The organism is Streptococcus hyovaginalis DSM 12219 (assembly GCF_000420785.1).
In the GTDB taxonomy this organism is placed as follows: domain Bacteria; phylum Bacillota; class Bacilli; order Lactobacillales; family Streptococcaceae; genus Streptococcus; species Streptococcus hyovaginalis.
The window spans coordinates 25922-40026 of record NZ_ATVP01000001.1; the positions used below are offsets into that span (position 1 = coordinate 25922).

Sequence of the window (14105 nt, forward strand, 5' to 3'; positions counted from 1 at the left end):
TTTCCATTCTGAGGGTAAAGTGCCACCAAAAGGTACATAATCAACAAACCAAGAGTTGAAAATAGCTTGTACTATGACCGATAAATGATGATTTAGAGGATAAAAATAGGTATAGAACGGAGGTATTACATGGAAAATCAAAGTAGTTATTACAAAAATTTGATTAAGCAAGTGCTAGAAAGCTCAGAATCTGACACTTGGAAGTCAGCGGTTACTGAATGGGAAATTTATGATGTAGAGGAGGACGAAAAACAGTTAGAGTCTTGTATCTGTGGTAAAGAAAACTTCCGATACCTATACACAATTCGAAATAAGCTGAACGATAATCAGCTTTATCCTATTGGAAGTCAGTGCATTAAGAAGTTCAATCAAGAAGATTTGACGGATGAGATAAATGTGAAAGAGCAAATGTTTAAACTCTTGCATGCAGTTGAAGATAATGCTTTTCTTAAATTATCCTCGGATTTCTTTTCAAGAAAATTATTATTGCATCTGTATGAACAAGGAGCGTTTAAAGAAACACCTTATAATCATTTTGATGCACGTAAAGAATACCAATTTATGTTAGATATGTTTAATAAACGTTCTCGTTCAGAAAAACAAGATAAAAAAGCTACAGCTATTATATTAAATTCAATAAAGCCATTTCTTCAAGCGCAGCTTGCTGAAAAGGTTAGAAAGTAAGGAGGTGTGAAAATGGCCTATGCTGAGAGCAATTATGAAGAAGCAATACTAGAGTTCTTTGAAGAACTGGGGTACAACCGTGTACTCGGATATGACATTAACCATGACTATTACAATCCATTATTTATGGATGAACTGGAGATTTCTCTGCAACGAATTAATCCTACTTTGCCATTTGTCGCAATTGAGGAGGCAGTTGGGAAATTACAACATTTTGAAAATGGTTCTCTTTTACAAAAAAACAGAGTATTTATGGATTACCTTCAAAATGGACTACCAGTTTCCTATTATCATGCGGGTGAGCAGAAGACTTCGATTGTCTATCTAGTTGATTACGATGAAGTTGAGAATAATACGTTTACTGTTGCGAACCAATGGACAATTATTGAGCAACAAGAACATCGCCCGGATGTCCTCGTATTTCTGAATGGGATACCAGTTGTGGTTTTTGAATTGAAAAGCCCATCAAGAGAAGAAACGGATGCATCCGATGCTTACTTACAGTTGAAGACGTACCAAAAGAATATTCCGATTCTCTTTAACTACAATGCCTTCAATGTCATGAGTGACATGGCAATTTCAAAAGCTGGAACGATTACCGCTGGTGAAGACCGCTTCATGGAGTGGAAAACAAAAGATGGAAGCTATGAGAACACTCAATATGCCCAATTCGATACTTTTATTGAAGGAATGTTCGACAAGAAGCGGTTTTTGGACATTTTGAAAAACTTTATTTGTTTCTCAGAAGATGCCAAAATCCTATCAGCCTATCATCAATACTTTGCAGTTAGAAAGGCAGCTGACTCAACTTTTTCGGCAACAAAAGGTGATGGACGAGGTGGTGTTTTCTGGCATACACAAGGTAGTGGGAAATCGCTATCAATGGTTTTCTATGCTCATTTACTTCAAAAGGTATTGGAGTCGCCAACGATTGTTGTAATCACGGATAGAAATGATTTGGACGACCAATTGTTCAGCCAATTCTCAAAGTGCTCAGATTTCTTGAGGCAGAAACCAATTCAGGCTGAAAGCCGTGAAAATCTGAAAGATTTGCTTGCAGGTCGTGTAGCAAACGGCATTATTTTCACGACAATGCAAAAGTTCGAGGAAACTGACGAAGCGATATCAGACAGACGTAACATTATTGTGATGGCTGATGAAGCGCATCGCGGACAGTATGGTCTTGAAGAAAAAGTAGGAACAGATGGGAAAATACGAATTGGGACAGCTCGCATTATTCGTGATCAGCTTCCAAACGCAACGTATATTGGATTTACTGGGACACCTATTTCAAGTAAAGATAAATCAACTACTGAGGTTTTTGGTAACTATATTGATGTTTACGATATGACTCAAGCTGTCGAAGATGGCGCCACAAGACCTGTCTATTATGAAAGCCGCGTTATTCATCTCAAACTTGATGACAGCGTACTTAAGCTGATTGATGATGAGTACGAGGTCTTAGCAGATCAAGCGGAAGAACACGCTATTGAAAGGAGTAAGAAGGAGTTAGGAAAGCTTGATTCTATTCTTGGTGCTGATACGACTATCAATGCTTTGGTAGATGACATCATTTCACATTATGAAGAAAACCGTGCCAATGAACTAACTGGAAAAGCCATGGTTGTGGCATATTCTCGTCCAATTGCGATGAAGATATACAAAATGATGCTCGAAAAACGCCCCCTTTGGAAAGATAAAGTAGGCGTGGTGATGACTTCCGGGAATAATGATCCTGAAGAATGGCATGATATTATCGGTAATAAACGCCATAAAGAAGAAATGGCTAAAAGGTTCAAAGATAATGACGACTCCTTCAAAATAGCAATCGTTGTTGACATGTGGCTAACTGGATTCGATGTACCAAGCCTCGCAACCATGTATGTTTATAAGCCGATGCAGGGGCATAACCTTATGCAAGCAATTGCCCGCGTTAATCGTGTTTATAAGGACAAAGAAGGTGGGTTGGTTGTTGACTATGTTGGCATCGCTAGTGCATTAAAGCAAGCGATGAACGACTACACCAAGCGTGATAGAGGTAACTTTGGTGATACTGATATCGCTAAGACAGCCTATCCTAAGTTTGTTGAGAAGTTAGAAGTCTGCCGTGACATGTTCTTTGGGTTTGATTATTCGAAATTCATGGATGATTCAGCCACAGACTTGGTACGTGCTAAAACAATCAGTGGAGGGGTTAAGTTTATCACTGGAGTGAAGGAAGAAAAACATAAGGAAACCTTTATTAAGGAATCAATGTTACTCCGCCAAGCACTTCAGCTTTGTAGGTCATTGCTTACGCCAGAGGAACGTTTCGAGGCAGCTTACTTTGAAGCAGTTAGGACACTCCTAACCCGTGTGACAGGCAACTCAAAACCACTGTCTCTTAAAGAAATTAATGCTCGAATTAACGAACTGCTTAAAGCAAGTATTAAGAGTGAAGGTGTAATAAACCTGTTTTCTGATGTAGACACAGGATTTTCGTTGTTTGATCCGAAATTCTTAGATGAGATAGCTAGGATGAAGGAGAAGAACTTAGCTGTTGAATTATTGAAGAAATTGATTGCCGAGCAAGTGGCATTGTATAAGCATACCAATCTCGTTAAGTCCGAAAAGTTCTCTGAAAAACTTGGACGGGCGATGAAAGCATATCTTAATGGGATGTTATCCAATGAAGAAGTTATTCAAGAGCTTATGAAGATGGCAAAAGAGATGGCTTCGGCTAGTGAGGAAGCAAATTCATTAGGGTTAACGGATGAAGAACTTGCCTTCTATGATGCCTTGACCAAACCTGCTGCCATTAAGGATGTTTATGAAAACGACCAATTAGTAGCTTTGACACATGAACTTACAGAAATGCTACGTAAGAGTAGAACGATTGACTGGCAACAGAAAGAATCTGCCCGTGCTCGAATGAGAATGATGGTTAAGCGACTACTTAAGAAATATAAGTACCCGCCAGAAGGTGAAGAAGAAGCGATGAAGACGGTAATCAGCCAATGTGAAATGTGGACGGATACTGGGGCAGAGTATTTTGATGTTCATGCAGTAAAGCCAGCTTATCAGCAGGACCTAGCGATGGTCGCTGAAGATAAGGCTGAATATAAAACAGATAAATAAAAATTCGGCTGTAGTGGATTTACCTCTACAGCAAATGCATAAAGGTTAGGGGAAGAGAGTCATGGTACAACAGCGTTCATTTCAAAAATATGTAAGTAAGCATCACGAGAATGATTTGTTTGATGCCGTGGCGTCTTTTATTTCGGGTAATATCGATGATTTAGAGTTATGGTCAAACACGATTGATGTAGATAATCTTGATGAAGAAAATGTATCTTTTGAAGATATAGTGGTCAAATATGTTTATGTGAACGGGGATAGCATGAGCAATGATATTGAGTTCGATGTTGTCGTATTTGGAGATGTTTGCTTCAAAGAAGTGTCTAGGAACAATGATGAAGAGGGGAGTTGCACCAAGTGGTTCAGGTTGAATTGTCAAGCCAACACTTGATGGTGAACTTTAAAACTTCACGGTTTTGGAAGTAGAACCCTATGATAAAAAGCAGAACCATTTTCAAAGAAGACTATCTGATGCTTTAGTCCCAATCATTTCAAAAGATGATATTGATTTTGAGGCTGAACAATTCTTATGTCAGTATTTCCCAGACGCATTGATGACACCTCAGTTCATTGATCCACTGTATATTGCAGAAAGAATGGGGCTAAATATTGTCTATCATGAAATCTCAGATGATTGTAGCATCTTCGGGCAGATTTACTTTCATGATGCTGCTATCAACGGGAAGGAATTCAAAGCAAGAACCATTCTGATTGACCCTAGAATTACAGACGAACGTGGAATTGGTGGACTGGATATTACAATTATTCATGAGTGCCTCCATTGGCACAAGCACCGACTGGCATTCGAGTTGGTGTGTCTGTATCATCCTGATCTTTCAAATATCACGACAAGTGTTGACGAGTTCAGAGAAATTGTTACTTCTAACATGACACCAACGGATTGGATGGAACTTCAAGCAAGAGTCATAACTCCTAAAATTTTGATGCCAAGAAAAATGGTTGCTCAAGAAATTGAGATGAAGCAACGTGAATTGTCAGCTCAGGGTGTTAGCGACCTAGATGCAACAAATTTGACAATTGAGTATCTTGCAGGCTATTTTGGTGTTTCCATTCTGTCAGCTAAGATTCCTATGGTTGAATTAGGATATGAAGAGGCTATTGGAGCTTTTAATTATATCGATGGCGATTATGTCCCACTGCATCGCTGGAAGAAAGGTGCTCTTGAGACTAATCAAACCTACTTGCTAGGGCTTATTGATGCGACACATCCGCCGGCGAGACAAGGTGATCCCTTGTGCTTCCAGACATTTCTAAATCTTTCTAGCGCCGTATCTGGACTTACTGTCAAGAAAAATGTTCTTCACCATTTCTTCAAGTTGTGCCTCAGATACTGGCACTACAGCTTTGTAGTAATAGCTAGAGAGAGGAATCTTCAACCAACGACACATGGCTGAAATGCTGTATTTATCCTTGTTAGCAGTGATTATTTCCCTTTTCGTGCCATAATCACTGCCGCTTGCTTTAGAATGTCTAATTGCATTTCGAACTCTTTATTTCGTTTTCTGAGTTCTATCAACTCACGTTGTTCATCTGTCAGATTATCGACAGCTTTAAAGGAACCAGTTGTTCTTGCTTGTTTAACCCACTTATCGAAGGTTGAGGGTGTTAAATCATATTCTTTGATCAGTTCACTGCATTTTCTACCTGCATTGTGCAAGTCAACGATTTGTTGTTTGAAGTCATCTGTGAAGTAACGGCGAATTTTTCTAGACATATCTGTTCTCCTCTTTTCTTTAGTGTAGAACACTTTATAAATTCTGTCTAGTTTAGTGTAACCTATTCAGAGTACTACCTTACTGATGTTGAGGACCTAGAAACTAATACATATTACATAGATTCTAGATGGGCGCAATCATTCTCTCGTATCAGTTTGGCATAAATATAAAAATGATGGAAGAACAAAATGACCTAGTATTAATATTAGGTCATTTTAGTTTTCGGACTTTTGAAAGAATGTGGTAATGGTAATCGGTTTTCAGATTTAGCATGTACTAGTCGTATCGATATTTCAGTTGTTTTGAGTTTTCTCTGACGAAGTTTTGAAGTTGCTGTTTCAACGATTCCATGTAAAAATCTTTCAAGCATTTCAATATCATTACATCCTTTGCTATGGATTTCTGAAAATTGTACTGTGTTTTTTTCTTGTTTCATTTTAATCCCTCCAATCCACCAGCGGAATGTCCACCGATAAGTTTACTACGTTCAATATTTCTGGAACCTTCAGTTAGGACGGTTCCTTTTTGTATGGCTAAAAAGCCAAACTGTTCTCTGACAACATCAATAGCTGTCTGAAGTCTATTATCTTTTTCAATTTGTTCTACATCATCAAAGAGTGATAGTAGAGTATAGCTTTCATCTACGAAACCACTATAAGATATACCAATTTGTCTCACTGCACCAGAGATGTATTTCTTTCGGAATAATCCAAGTACATGGCCCACCATTATTTTTGGGAGATTTGCTGGTTCAATTTTTTTCTGAGCATTAATAGATTTTTTCATCTCAGTCCTAGAATAGCTAATATGGATTGAAACAACAGTAGCTTTCTTATGGGCTGATCGTAGCCGATTAGCAACCTGGTCAGCCATTTCAGCTAATACGATTTCAATATAGGCGGTACAGGATGGAGGGAATTCACATTCCCGAGGGTAAAACTTTATTTTTGTGTGCTAAATTGTAAAATAAAATGCAACAAAAAAACTCATAGCTCCTCAATCGTTAGATTTTATGTCTAACTTTTGGGGTGGAGTTCAAAAACAAGGTTTTTTGCTTTTTGGTGGGGAAGTATCAGAGTGAGAGTTGAAGCTGAATGAGTAGGTTTGATAGCATGATAGATTGAGAGTTTAAGAGTTTGTTTCTATAAACTCTAAGGGAATTGTTAGTTCAGTTTTTCTCGAATAGTTGAAAGTAGCGGTGCTAGGCGCTGCTTGTCTTCAATCATATAATTGGCATAGATGGGAACAGTGGCAACCTCGTCAGTGATTTTTAGGGCAATTCTACGGTCGAAATTGTCGATTTCCTCACTGCGTAATTTGTTGGTTAGGTTGGTTGTAAAGACAGGGAAGTTGGCATATCGATTGATTTCTTCAAAGCTATCGTCATTCTGTTGGTAGAGGAATTTTGCACGAGAAATATGTTTCTCGATAATCTCTTGCCAGACCCCTATGTCACTTAGCACCAAGAAACTCTGTCCAGTCAACTCTTTAAAGCTAGTTTCTTTTTTATCGGCGGTGGTCGTCATGGCATCCAAATTGACATAGAGATATTCATCTGCCAGGTAAAGCGATTCTACTTGGTCGGAGTAGAGCTCCTGATCGGAGAGGATAAGTGTTGCTTTACGATTGAACAACTGCTGTATGATGTCAGACGTTTTTAGCAAGCCTGGTAATAATGTGGCATTTTTAACTACCTCAGTTTTCAAAACCAGGGGTGGTCCGGGTAGTGTAGAGCCGATCTGAATACTTTGGTGGTGGCGATCGAAATTTTGAACAGTCTGGATGAAGTTGTCTTGAGCTTTCAGAAGCTTGGCTGCTTCTTTGGTTGCCAGTTGGCCTGTTTCGGTCAGACTGATGCGGTTTGGCTTGCGGTCAAAAAGGGCGACACCTAGGTCATCTTCCAACTTTTGCATGCCGCGCGTGACGGTAGGTTGGGTCACCATGAGGTGCTCTGCTGTGGCGGCCAGCGTCCCGTACTTAGCAAAAGCCACCAATTCTTCTAAGAGGTAATTGTCAATCACAATAGCTCCTTTATTAAGTATACGTTAATTGTATACTACCATACCTAACTAGCAATTTTCAATTCGTTTACAGCAGGTTATACTAATATCATCAAGAAAAACAAGTGAGGTAAACATGATGACAAACACAGTTACAGTAACCCTTAACAACAGCGTAAAAATGCCAGCAGTTGGCTTTGGTGTTTTCCAGATTCAAGATGCCGATACGACCCAACAAGTGATAGAAGAAGCCATCAAGACAGGCTACCGCCTTATTGACACAGCTGAAGCCTATGGTAATGAAGAGGCAGTCGGAAAAGCCATTAAAACCTCTGGTGTGCCACGTGAGGAGCTCTTTATTACGACCAAAGCTTTCATCCAGCATATGAGCTACGAGGGAGCAAAAGAGGCCTTCGCTGAATCTTTGAAAAAATTGGATTTGGATTATATTGACCTCTACCTCCTGCACCAACCTATCGGTGATACTTTTGGAGCTTGGCGTGCGCTAGAAGAACTTTACAAGGAAGGTAAAATTCGAGCTATTGGCATTTCAAACTTCAAAAATGACCAGATTGCTAACTTGTCACTTTTTAATGAGGTCATTCCAGCTGTCAACCAAGTAGAAGTCCATGTTTTTCACCAAAAACAAGTCGACCAAGACTATCTCGCTTCAAAAGGCATTCAAATAGAGAGCTGGGGTGCTTTTGCAGAAGGTAAAAATGATGTGTTCAACAATCCTGTCTTGAAAGCTATTGCAGACAAGTACGGCAAGACAACCGCCCAGGTCATGTTGCGTTGGCAGTTGCAACGTGGTATCGTAAGCCTGTCTAAATCAGCTAATCCAGAACGTGTTCGTCAAAACTTTGATATCTTTGACTTTGAATTGACAGATGATGATATGGCTCAAATTGCCACTCTCAACACCGATACCACCGTCTTTGCCGACCACCACGACACTACAACCGTTGAACTCTTGGCCAGTTTTGTGGGGAAAAGCTTTTAAGCAAAAATATCTTAAACAAAAAGTATAAAGTTAGTCTAGCTAGACTGGCTTTTTTAAGAATTTCACATGAGAAGGGACAACACTATGGAATACACACAATTAGGTCATACAGGATTGATGGTTATCTGATAAAGCATATACGTATGGCAAGAAAATCATAGAAGGAACCCAGCGATTCGTAGTAGTTTATTATAGCTTGTTTCTATTCTCAAATGATATAATCAAAGTGGTTGCGATATGAAAAATAATCTGATAAACTTGTTCTTGTGGTTGATACAAGAACGGAAAGGAACACGAATGGATACAAAGTTTTCAGTAGCCCTTCATATACTGACGATGATTAGTGAGAGTAAGGAGATACTTAGCTCACAAGCCTTGGCTGAGAGTGTCGGTACCAATGCTAGCTACATCCGTAAGGTGATCGCACTCTTGAAAAATGCAGGCTTAATCACTTCGCACCAAGGGCGATCAGGCTACCAATTGAGCAAGTCCCCTAAGGATATTAGCTTATTGGAAATCTACCTTGCGACGCAAGAAGTGGAGCATATCCGCCTATTTCAGATACACCAGAATGCCAATCTTACTTGTCCGATTGGGCAGCATATAGAAGGTGCAATGGTTCCCATCTTTTCCAGCGTTGAACAAGAACTGGAAAATCAACTCAGTCGTCAATCCTTAGATAATGTCATTAATAATCTCTATCAATCCGCACAAGAAACCCGCATCTGACCTTGGTCAGATTTTATTAACTCAAACATAGACTTGTAAGTGATACAGGAACAAACAAAAAAATAGAAAAGAGAAGAACATGAAAGTAGCACAACATACATCTTATAACAAAAACAATATCACTCTCAACCTTACCGAAATTGCTAAGCCACAAATTAAACCCAACCAAGTCCTTGTCAAAGTGACTGCAGCAGGCGTTAATCCATTGGATAATATGATCTCACGCGGAGATGTGAAATTGATTGTCCCTTACAAATTGCCCCAAACAGCTGGAAATGAAGTAGTTGGCTTGGTTGAAGAAGTCGGTGCAACTGTAACCAACTTTGCAGCAGGTGACCGTGTCTTCGGTCGTCTTCCGCTTGATAGTATCGGTGCTTTTGCTGAGTATGTAGCGGTTGACGCTCAAGCTCTTGCTAAGGTTCCTACCTACTTGACAGATGAAGAAGCAGCTGCTGTTCCTCTGACAGCTTTGACCATCATGCAGGCACTCGACCTTATGGGGGCACAATCTGGCAAGACCATCTTCATTTCTGGCGGAACTGGTGGTGTTGGCGGTATGGCTATTCCAATTGCCAAAGCCAAGGGCTTGACCGTTATCACAAATGGTGATGGGGCAAATGCAGAGCGAGTGTTGTCATTGGGTGCAGACCAGTTTATCGATTACAAGATAGAAGATTACACCAAAACACTTAGCAATGTTGACTACGTCTTGGACACACTGGGTGGTGCAGAAACGGAAAAACAAATGTCAATCATGAAAAAAGGTGGACAGCTGGTTTCCCTTCGTGCCATGCCAAATGGTGAATTTGCCAAACGCATGAATTTGCCAATATGGAAACAAATCTTGTTTGGCCTAGCTGGTCGTTCATTTGACAAAATGGCAAAAAAATACGGTGTTCATTACCATTTCATTTTTGTAGAGAGCAACGGTCGCCAGCTGCAAGAAGTAGCAGACATTTTCAGCAAGCTCGAAATCAAACCGTCTATCGATACCGTTTACCCATTTGAAGAAGTCAACGCAGCACTTGATAGGGTTGCCAACGGACGTTCACGCGGAAAAACAGTCCTCCGTTTCAACTAAAATAATAAAATATACAAGGGAAAATCATGTCTTATATTACAACTAAAAACCAATACATCACCGTTTCAAACAATAAAATCGCCTACCGTGAGCTCAGCAAGGGCAAGTCTAATATTCCTTTGGTCATGCTAGTTCACCTAGCCGCGACCTTGGACAACTGGGATCCCAAATTGCTGGATTTGCTGGCTGAACAGCACCATGTGATTGTCCTAGACCTTCCTGGCGTAGGAGCTAGTCAAGGCAAGGTGGCTCCAACTATTCCAGGAATGGCTGAGCAGGCTGTTTCCATTATCAAGGCTTTGGGTCATGAGAAAATCAATTTGCTGGGTCTGTCTATGGGTGGCTTTATTGCTCAAGAAATCGTTCGTCTGGATAGTCAATTGGTCAACCGTTTGATTTTAGCAGGTACAGGTCCTCGTGGTGGTTTTGAAGTCGATAAGGTGACTGGAAAAACCTTCCGCTATATGCTGAAGGCTAGTTTGGAGCGTGTCGATCCGAAACGCTACATCTTCTACAATCATGATGAAACAGGTCTCTTGGAGGCAGAAAAAGTCTTGGGGCGTATGGGGCAAAGAAGTGCTGCTCACGCAGACAAGGACATGAATGTTCCAGGATTTTTGACCCAGCTCAAAGCTATCAAACGCTGGGGAAGAGAGCCGCAAGATGACATGACCTTTATCACCCAACCAACACTTATCGTCAACGGTGATAAGGATATGCAGGTTCCAACAGAAAATTCTTATACCATGCATGAGAAAATCAAAAATAGCAAACTAATCATCTATCCAAATGCAGGCCACGGCTCGATCTTCCAAAATGCAGAAGAGTTTTCGAAAGCCTTACTAGCCTTTTTGGAGGAAAACAATGCCTAAAACCATTTTAATCACTGGTTCGACGGATGGAATCGGCAAACACCTAGCCATGAAACTAGCTAGTGAAGGTCATGAAGTGATCTTGCACGGGCGAAATAGCGAAAAGCTCCGTGTAGCCCTTAGTGATATTCAACTAAAAACAGGAAATAAAAAGATCCACGGCTACCTTGCAGACTTTTCCAAGTTAGCAGATGTCTATCGTTTCAGCCAAGAAATTAAACGCGATTTTGAGCAAATTGATGTCTTGATAAACAATGCGGGAGCCTACTTTGGTGAGGCTCGTGTGGCAACGGCAGAAAATATCGAGATGACCTTTATGCTGTCTGTCCAAGTTCCTTATATCTTGACGACGGAGTTGCTACCCTTGCTGGAAAAAGCACCAGCAGGCAGGGTCATCCACACCTCTTCCTTCATGCACCATTTTGCACAAACCAGAGGCTTGGATTTTGGTTTAGAGCAGAGCTATTCTGCAACCATGGCTTACAATAATGCCAAGCTATACACCATTTGGCTGGCCATTGCTCAGGCAGAGGCCTTAGAAAAGCAAGGTTCATCTGTGACCGTCAATGCCTACCATCCTGGCTTGATTGCGACAAATTTGGGAAATGACGGCGTCAAACGCAACCTGAGAAGTCGGATTCTCACCAGTCTGATGAAACCATTTTCCAAGGATTTGAATCAGGGGATTGAAACTGGTTACTACTTAAGCTTGTCACCAGAGGTGACTGGACAATCAGGTCACTATTTTTCAGAGAAAAAAGTGGCACGGGTCAGCTTGAAAGGATTTGATGTGGCAAAGAGCCAAGCCTTACTAGCCTATCTTGATAAGAAAATTCAAGTATTTAAGGAGAGCTACGGTGACTAAAATCTTGCTAGAAAACCTGCAACTGCCCAATGGTCAGGTCTTAGACAATCGCTTTTTCAAATCCGCCATGAGCGAAACCCTAGCAGATAGTCAGGGAGCTCCCTCGAATGACTTGATTGCTCTATATGATTACTGGGCCAAGCAGGGAATGGGTGTCCTAGTGACAGGTAATGTCATGGTGGACGGCCGCTACCTTGGTGAGCCGGGCAATGTGGTCCTTGATTCAGACGCTCACTTGGCTCAATTTCGGAGATGGGCAGCCGTTGGGAAAAAGAATGGTGTGCCTATCTGGCCCCAGCTCAATCACCCTGGCAAACAGATGTATCGGTCGATCAATCAAATTCCGATTGCACCCAGTGCCATTCCGATTTCTGGAGGTTCAGCTTCGGCCTTTCGTCCACCGAGAGAAATGACCGTGTTTGACATCAAAGAAGCTAGAGATAAATTTATTGCAGCAGGCCTTCGGGCAAAAGCAGCAGGATTTACAGGTGTACAGTTACACGCTGCACATGGTTACTTGATCAATCAATTCCTCTCACCAGCAGATAATCAGCGGACGGACCGTTATGGTGGCAGTCTGGACAATCGCATGCGATTCTTGGTGGAAATCTATCAAGGTCTGCGTGAAAAAGTGGGACCAGATTTTACCATCGCCTTGAAATTGAATGCTTCTGATTTTAAGGAAGAGGGCTTTGGTTTTGAAGATTGCAAGCATGTGGTGAAAACCATGTCTGACTTGGGTATTGACCTGATTGAAATTTCAGGTGGCAATTATGAGACACCTGTTTTTGGTAGTGACTATGAGAATGGTGCTGGATTTGTGACCTACGCCCTTGCCTTAGCGGATTTGACTTCTGTTCCTATTGTTTCAACAGGCGGTTTCCGAAAAGTCACTCAGATGGAGGAGGCTATCAAGGATGGTGTGTCCATGATTGGTCTTGCCAGACCCTTTGTCCTTCATCCAAGTCTTGTCAATGATTACCGTCAAGTCGGTGATTTGCAACTGACAACGCCTCGCCTGACAACAGGTCTTCCAAAAATGGATAAGGCTCTTGGTCCCATTATCGGTGTCAGTTATTACGAGGCCCAGATGAAACGCTTGGCCAAGGGAAAATCTGTCACCGTCAGTCAACATGCCTGGCCTTATCTACTCCAAACCGTCAAGGCACACGGCCTGTCAGCCTTGAAACCGAGGAGGAAGTAGAATAGACTAGAAAAGATTTGAGAGTTCATCTCAGATCTTTTTTCTATGATAAATGAACCTACCAACAATTTTCGAAAAAAATTGTAACAAAACTGTTGACAACTTCAGAAAGTTAGGATATTCTAATCTACGTAAAGTTGTAACAAAAGAATTTACAACAAAAACATTTCGGAGGAAAAGAAAATGAAAATAGCAGTAGTAGCAGCAAACGGTAAAGCAGGTAGCTTGATTGTGAAAGAAGCGGTAGCACGTGGTTTTGAAGTAACGGCTATCGTTCGTGGTGAAAATAAGACAGTCGCACAGAAGGTTCTTCAAAAGGATGTTTTTGACCTGACAGCCGATGATGTGATTGGTTTTGATGCGGTAGTGGATGCAGTAGGTGCCTGGACAGCAGACACTGTGCATACGGTTCCTGATGCAGCCAAACATTTGGCGGCTATCCTAAAAGATTCACAAACACGTTTGCTTGTGGTTGGTGGAGCAGCAAGCCTGTATGTTAATCCAGAGCATACCTTGACTGTGGCTGATGTGACAGAGTTTCCAGCGGAAGTACTGCCTGTGCTAAATGCTCACAAGGAAGCACTTGCTGCCCTTCGTCAAGTAGATGATGTCAACTGGACCTATATAAGTCCGGCAGGTGATTTCCAAGCAGACGGCGAACGGACAGGTAGCTATATTCTTGGAGGTGAAGAGTTGGTATTGAATAGCAAGGGAGAAAGCGTTATTTCCTATGCAGATTATGCCATTGGTATGATTGACGAGATTGCATCGGGTGATCATCTCAAAGCACGTATCAGCCTTGTCAGTGAGTAAA

Annotated in this window: 12 protein-coding genes and 2 pseudogenes; 10 read left to right on the plus strand and 4 right to left on the minus strand. The window is 41.2% G+C overall.

All coding sequences use genetic code 11. The features are described from left to right. The first annotated feature begins 129 nt into the window (after nucleotides 1-129). The 3 genes from G574_RS0100120 (at nucleotide 130) to G574_RS0100130 (ending at nucleotide 4192) form a co-directional block, all read left to right on the plus strand. Complete coding sequence (locus tag G574_RS0100120) at nucleotides 130-684, plus strand: hypothetical protein (RefSeq protein ID WP_029690412.1); 555 nt, start codon at nucleotides 130-132, stop codon at nucleotides 682-684. Nucleotides 685-696: 12 nt separating this feature from the next. After that, nucleotides 697-3801: a type I restriction endonuclease subunit R gene (locus G574_RS0100125; RefSeq protein WP_029690413.1), complete on the plus strand. Its 3105-nt coding sequence runs from the start codon at nucleotides 697-699 to the stop codon at nucleotides 3799-3801. Between the two features lie 61 nt (nucleotides 3802-3862). Then, the gene (locus G574_RS0100130; protein WP_029690414.1) at nucleotides 3863-4192 is read left to right on the plus strand and encodes a hypothetical protein; all 330 of its coding nucleotides are present in this window, start codon (nucleotides 3863-3865) and stop codon (nucleotides 4190-4192) included. A gap of 820 nt (nucleotides 4193-5012) precedes the next feature. Here the strand turns inward: G574_RS0100130 and G574_RS11165 are convergent. From G574_RS11165 to G574_RS0100155, 4 genes and pseudogenes are all read right to left on the minus strand, one after another. Next, nucleotides 5013-5536: pseudogene (locus G574_RS11165) on the minus strand (transposase); the annotation flags it as partial. A gap of 218 nt (nucleotides 5537-5754) precedes the next feature. Next, nucleotides 5755-5973 (minus strand): annotated as a pseudogene (locus G574_RS0100145) (DinB/UmuC family translesion DNA polymerase); the annotation flags it as partial. Then, the gene (locus tag G574_RS0100150; protein ID WP_281167038.1) at nucleotides 5970-6482 is read right to left on the minus strand and encodes a DinB/UmuC family translesion DNA polymerase; all 513 of its coding nucleotides are present in this window, start codon (nucleotides 6480-6482) and stop codon (nucleotides 5970-5972) included. The pseudogene G574_RS0100145 and the gene G574_RS0100150, both read right to left, overlap by 4 nt. A gap of 218 nt (nucleotides 6483-6700) precedes the next feature. Beyond that, nucleotides 6701-7558: a LysR family transcriptional regulator gene (locus G574_RS0100155; RefSeq protein ID WP_029690419.1), complete on the minus strand. Its 858-nt coding sequence runs from the start codon at nucleotides 7556-7558 to the stop codon at nucleotides 6701-6703. Nucleotides 7559-7676: 118 nt separating this feature from the next. Here G574_RS0100155 and G574_RS0100160 point away from each other — a divergent pair, with 118 nt between their 5' ends. The 7 genes from G574_RS0100160 to G574_RS0100190 all read left to right on the plus strand — a co-directional run bounded on the left by G574_RS0100160 (nucleotide 7677) and on the right by G574_RS0100190 (nucleotide 14104). Then, entirely contained in the window at nucleotides 7677-8540 is an 864-nt protein-coding gene (locus tag G574_RS0100160; protein ID WP_029690420.1) for an aldo/keto reductase, read from the plus strand. A gap of 297 nt (nucleotides 8541-8837) precedes the next feature. Further along, complete coding sequence (locus G574_RS0100165; RefSeq protein WP_029690421.1) at nucleotides 8838-9269, plus strand: Rrf2 family transcriptional regulator; 432 nt, start codon at nucleotides 8838-8840, stop codon at nucleotides 9267-9269. Nucleotides 9270-9348: 79 nt separating this feature from the next. Continuing rightward, nucleotides 9349-10350, plus strand: a complete 1002-nt coding sequence (locus G574_RS0100170; protein WP_029690422.1) for an NADP-dependent oxidoreductase — start codon at nucleotides 9349-9351, stop codon at nucleotides 10348-10350. A 26-nt stretch (nucleotides 10351-10376) separates the two neighbouring features. Continuing rightward, on the plus strand, nucleotides 10377-11222 hold the full coding sequence (locus G574_RS0100175) for an alpha/beta fold hydrolase (RefSeq protein WP_029690423.1): 846 nt from the start codon (nucleotides 10377-10379) through the stop codon (nucleotides 11220-11222). After that, nucleotides 11215-12087, plus strand: a complete 873-nt coding sequence (locus G574_RS0100180) for an SDR family NAD(P)-dependent oxidoreductase (protein ID WP_029690424.1) — start codon at nucleotides 11215-11217, stop codon at nucleotides 12085-12087. The genes G574_RS0100175 and G574_RS0100180 overlap by 8 nt, the downstream gene beginning before the upstream one ends. Continuing rightward, a complete protein-coding gene (locus G574_RS0100185) occupies nucleotides 12080-13291 on the plus strand; it encodes an NADH:flavin oxidoreductase/NADH oxidase family protein (protein ID WP_029690425.1) in 1212 nt (403 codons plus the stop codon). The genes G574_RS0100180 and G574_RS0100185 overlap by 8 nt, the downstream gene beginning before the upstream one ends. A gap of 183 nt (nucleotides 13292-13474) precedes the next feature. Continuing rightward, entirely contained in the window at nucleotides 13475-14104 is a 630-nt protein-coding gene (locus tag G574_RS0100190; RefSeq protein WP_029690426.1) for an NAD(P)-dependent oxidoreductase, read from the plus strand. The last annotated feature ends 1 nt before the right edge of the window (nucleotide 14105 follow it).